We start from the raw sequence: 4,451 nt of genomic DNA, 5'->3' as shown, positions 1-4,451 counted from the left end.
AAGCCTACGCCTATTTGACAGCTTTGAAAGAAGTCATCCAATACACAGGTATTTCAGACGTCAAGATGGAAGAAGGATCGATGCGTGTGGATGCCAACATTTCTCTTCGCCCATACGGTCAAGAGGAATTTGGTACCAAGACAGAGTTGAAAAACTTGAACTCTTTCTCAAACGTCCGTAAAGGTCTTGAATACGAAGTGGAGCGTCAAGCGAAAATCTTGCGTTCAGGTGGGATTATTCGTCAAGAAACACGCCGTTACGATGAAGCTAACAAGAGCACGATTCTAATGCGTGTCAAAGAAGGAGCGGCGGATTACCGTTACTTCCCAGAACCAGACCTTCCCTTGTTTGAAATCTCAGATAAGTGGATCGAGGAAATGCGTACAGAGTTGCCAGAGTTTCCAAAAGATCGCCGTGCTCGCTACGTGGCGGAGCTTGGCTTGTCTGACTATGATGCCAACCAATTGACAGCTACTAAGGTCACATCTGACTTCTTTGAAGCAGCCGTAGCCCTTGGTGGTGACGCCAAACAAGTGTCTAACTGGCTCCAAGGTGAGGTGGCTCAATTCTTGAACGCGGAAGGCAAAACTCTTGAAGAGATCCAATTGACACCAGAAAACTTGGTGGAAATGATTGCCATTATCGAAGATGGCACCATCTCATCTAAGATTGCCAAGAAGGTATTCGTTCATTTGGCGAAAAATGGTGGTGGTGCGCGTGAATACGTCGAAAAAGCTGGATTGGTACAGATTTCAGACCCTGAAGTCTTGATCCCAATCATCCACCAAGTCTTCGCAGACAATGAAGCAGCCGTAGCCGATTTCAAGTCAGGGAAGCGGAATGCGGATAAGGCCTTCACAGGCTTCCTCATGAAAGCAACCAAAGGCCAAGCCAACCCACAAGTAGCCCTCAAGTTACTTGCCCAAGAATTGGCGAAGTTGAAAGAAGAGTAATAGAGAAAAAACCAGCCGAGAGGTTGGTTTTTACTATCCATAAAATTGTGTTAGAATAGGAAAGACCATTACATATCAACTGGCATTAGGAGGAGTTACATGAACAAATTTTTAAGAGTTTTATTTATCCTAGTCATCATCGCCATGTCTGGAGCGATTATCTTCCAGCTATTCTTTCCATCTTATATGGGAAGTCATTCAGGATATGGTGTTTCTATCGGTTGGCAGCGGGAGATTGGGATTTGGAATGTGGCAGTTCTTGTGATTCTCATTGCTGTAAATCTGAAATATGATTGGTTTTATCTTCGAACGGTACTATTGGCCTTGATCATTGGTGGGCTTGGGATTGGGACCAATCATTTATTTGCTTATCTCAACTATCATTTGCCAGTAAATGCTATTGGAGCTTTTGAAAATTATCTTCTTGTTCTGGGCTGGATTGTCGGTTGGAAATTAGAGTCATCTCGGACCGATAATTAAGATATTAACTGTTTGTTTCTTCTTGACAAAGTTTGTGAAAAGGTTTGCAATGTGGTTGTCGGGTTTCCTGAAAGGGAATTGCAATTCATGGAAAAATAGGAGAATCATATGGAAACAATGAAAGCTGCCCGCTGGCATGGCAAGAAGGACGTTCGTATCGAAGAAGTAGAAGTCCCTAAAGTACAACCTCATCAAGTAAAGGTTGCGGTTAAATTCACGGGGATCTGTGGGACAGACTTGCATGAATACTTGGATGGACCAATCTTCATTCCAACAGAAGAGCATGTTTATTCTGGTCAAAAAGCACCCGTTACCCTTGGTCACGAGTTTGCTGGAGAAATTGTTGAGGTTGGAAGCGATGTGACTCGGGTCAAAGTCGGTGATCGTGTGACAATTGAGCCAATTTTGGCAAAACACAACTTAATTGGTGATTATAACCTTGATCCAAACTTGAACTTCGTCGGTCTTGCAGCAGATGGTGGATTTGCTAAATACTGTGTCCTAGATGGAGATTTAGTCCATGTGATTCCAGATAGCTTGAGCTATGAGCAAGCAGCGCTTACAGAACCTGCTGCTGTAGCCGTTTATGCAGTTCGTCAATCTGCTATTAAGGCAGGAGATACCGCGGTTATCTTTGGTTTGGGGCCTATCGGTCTCTTGATCGTGGAAGCCCTTCGTGCAGCTGGTGCTTCAAGAATCTATGCGGTTGAATTGTCTCCTGAACGTCAAGCCAAAGCAGAAGAGCTAGGTGCCATTGTTGTTCGTCCAGAAGAAGGTGAATCAATCGTTGAAGCCATTCATCGCTTGACGGATGGTGGAGCGGATGTGTCTTATGAAGTAACAGGTGTTCCTGTTGTTCTTGGGCAAGCTTTGGCAGCTGTCCATAAGGCTGGTGAGTGTATGGTCGTATCCATTTGGGAACGCGAAGCGAGCATCAATCCAAATGAATTCGCCATTCAAGAAAAGACCCTCAAAGGGATTATCGCTTATCGCCACATCTTCCCTAAAGTATTGGAATTGATGGAACAAGGCTACTTCTCCGCTGAAAAATTAGTTACCAAGAAAATCAAATTGGAAAATATTGTTCAAGATGGCTTTATCGAATTAACGCAAGATAAATCGCAAATCAAGATTTTGGTTGAGCCGTAAATTAGTATATTTTATGAATAAAACCAGTCCATTTAGGCTGGTTTTTATGTTACAATTAGGATGTAAATAATATTTGTGGAGGCAACATGTCTACATCTTTCAAAGGAACCTTGATGACTGTGATTGCTGGAATTGCTTGGGGGCTTTCTGGTGTTAGCGGGCAATATTTGATGGCACATGGTTTTTCAGCTATAGGGTTAACTAATTTTCGTCTACTTTTTTCAGGCATTGTCCTTATTATATTATCTTACGTAGCGGATAAAGAGAAGGTATTAGCCTTTGCTAAAGATAAATCTTCCTACCTTTCCCTTCTCGTTTTTTCATTTTTAGGATTGTTACTAACTCAATTGACCTATTTAGAGGCGATTGCAGAAACCAATGCTGGGACTGCCACCGTTTTGCAGTATCTCTGTCCAGTGGGGATTTTATCTTATACCTGTATCAAGGATAGAGTAGCTCCTACTCTTGCGGAAGTAGCTTCCATGCTTTTAGCGATTGGTGGTACATTCTTAATTGCAACACACGGTCAACTCAACCAACTGGCCATTAATCCAAAAGGTCTGGCTTGGGGAGTGGTTTCTGCCTTTGCTTATGCTCTGTATATTGTCCTTCCTCTTAATTTAATTAAAAAATGGGGAAGTATGCTGGTGATTGGAGTTGGGATGGTCATTCCAGGAATTCTGATGATTCCTTTTAGTGGTCTTCTTTCTTTTTCTGGAAACTACAGACTGGATACCTTGATGGCTCTTTTTGGTTTGGTTGTTATTGGAACGATTTTTGCCTACACAGCCTTTCTTAAAGGGACCTCTTTGGTCGGAGCCGTAAAGGGAAGCCTATTAGCCTCTATTGAGCCAATTTCGGCAGTTTTCTTTGCCTTTATCATTATGAAGGAGCATTTCTTTATGATTGACTTCTTGGGTATGGGCATGATTCTGTTAGCGGTCCTCCTGATCACTCTAAAGGACTTCATTATTCAAAAAGAAAAAGGAATTCTATAAAAAAGATGCTGGGTGTTTGCCCAACATCTTTTTTACATCATTTGCCAGAAATAGTCGATGATATAGGTGAGTCCATAAGTGTAGATGACTAGAGTAATTGGTTTGCAGAGAATAATAATGGTCATATAGCGTTTAAAGGTCATATTGGTCAATCCAGCTAGCATGCAGAGAAAGTCCGCTGGACTGATGGGCCAGATCATCATGAAAATGAAGAAACGATCAAAACGCTTGCCTTCGTTAAGCCAGTTAATATACTTGTCGTAAGTCTTCTGACTGACCATAGACTGGACAAATTTAGGCCCGTACATTCTCGCGAGCTGGAAGATAATGGCGCAGCCAATGACGATGCCGATGTAATTGTAGATGGTCCCAATGATGTGGCCATAGATAAAGACACCAGCGACAGATGTCAGAGCACCGGGAATAATCGGCACCACCGTCTGGAGAATTTGGAGCAAGATAAAAAGAGGAGGCCCAAAGATTCCGGCTTGCAAAATAAAGGCTGACAGGGTTTCTTTAGATTGAAGAATGCCAGAAAAGTAGGCCCAGATACAGAATGCAAGGGTTGCGAGGGCTCCAATGATGGAGGACCAATTGATGATTTTTTGGAGGAGAGGAGAAACCTCCCTCAATTTTTTTTCTTTTGCTATCATAACTCTTCCATGTATTTTTTTCTTCTACTATACCACGTTTTTGGAACTTTGTAACGATTTTGTCTATTTTAGAGAATATCAAAGAGATAGAATGGGTCCTCTTACAAAGGGGAGACAACGAAGCAAGTGCAAAATACGTCCATTTATGCTACAATGAAGAGAATATAAAAAATGGAGAAAAACGTGTCAATCGAAAATTACAAACCAGATTTTGCGGT

At 42.1% G+C, this 4,451-nt stretch carries 5 protein-coding genes; 4 read left to right on the top strand and 1 reads right to left on the bottom strand.

Annotation, left to right across the window (positions count from 1 at the left end; translation table 11 throughout):
• From gatB to RCH62_RS08265, 4 genes are all read left to right on the top strand, one after another.
• Positions 1-953, top strand: a 953-nt coding sequence (gene gatB, locus RCH62_RS08280; RefSeq protein WP_306475007.1) for an Asp-tRNA(Asn)/Glu-tRNA(Gln) amidotransferase subunit GatB, incomplete at its 5' end; no start/stop codon positions are given.
• Positions 954-1,052: 99 nt separating this feature from the next.
• Positions 1,053-1,433, top strand: a complete 381-nt coding sequence (locus RCH62_RS08275; protein WP_306475006.1) for a hypothetical protein — start codon at positions 1,053-1,055, stop codon at positions 1,431-1,433.
• A 108-nt stretch (positions 1,434-1,541) separates the two neighbouring features.
• Entirely contained in the window at positions 1,542-2,582 is a 1,041-nt protein-coding gene (locus RCH62_RS08270) for a 2,3-butanediol dehydrogenase (protein WP_293882799.1), read from the top strand.
• An 86-nt stretch (positions 2,583-2,668) separates the two neighbouring features.
• Positions 2,669-3,580 carry a DMT family transporter gene (locus RCH62_RS08265; protein WP_306475005.1) on the top strand — a complete coding sequence of 304 codons (912 nt, stop codon included), beginning with the start codon at positions 2,669-2,671 and terminating at the stop codon, positions 3,578-3,580.
• Between the two features lie 32 nt (positions 3,581-3,612).
• Here RCH62_RS08265 and RCH62_RS08260 read toward each other — a convergent pair whose 3' ends face one another.
• The gene (locus tag RCH62_RS08260) at positions 3,613-4,233 is read right to left on the bottom strand and encodes a TVP38/TMEM64 family protein (RefSeq protein ID WP_306475004.1); all 621 of its coding nucleotides are present in this window, start codon (positions 4,231-4,233) and stop codon (positions 3,613-3,615) included.
• Between the last annotated feature and the right edge of the window lie 218 nt (positions 4,234-4,451).

This window comes from Streptococcus sp., from assembly GCF_030825805.1.
Classification (GTDB): Bacteria; Bacillota; Bacilli; order Lactobacillales; family Streptococcaceae; genus Streptococcus.
Note: the sequence above shows the minus strand (reverse complement) of the source record. Positions and strands in the feature narration are given on the sequence as shown.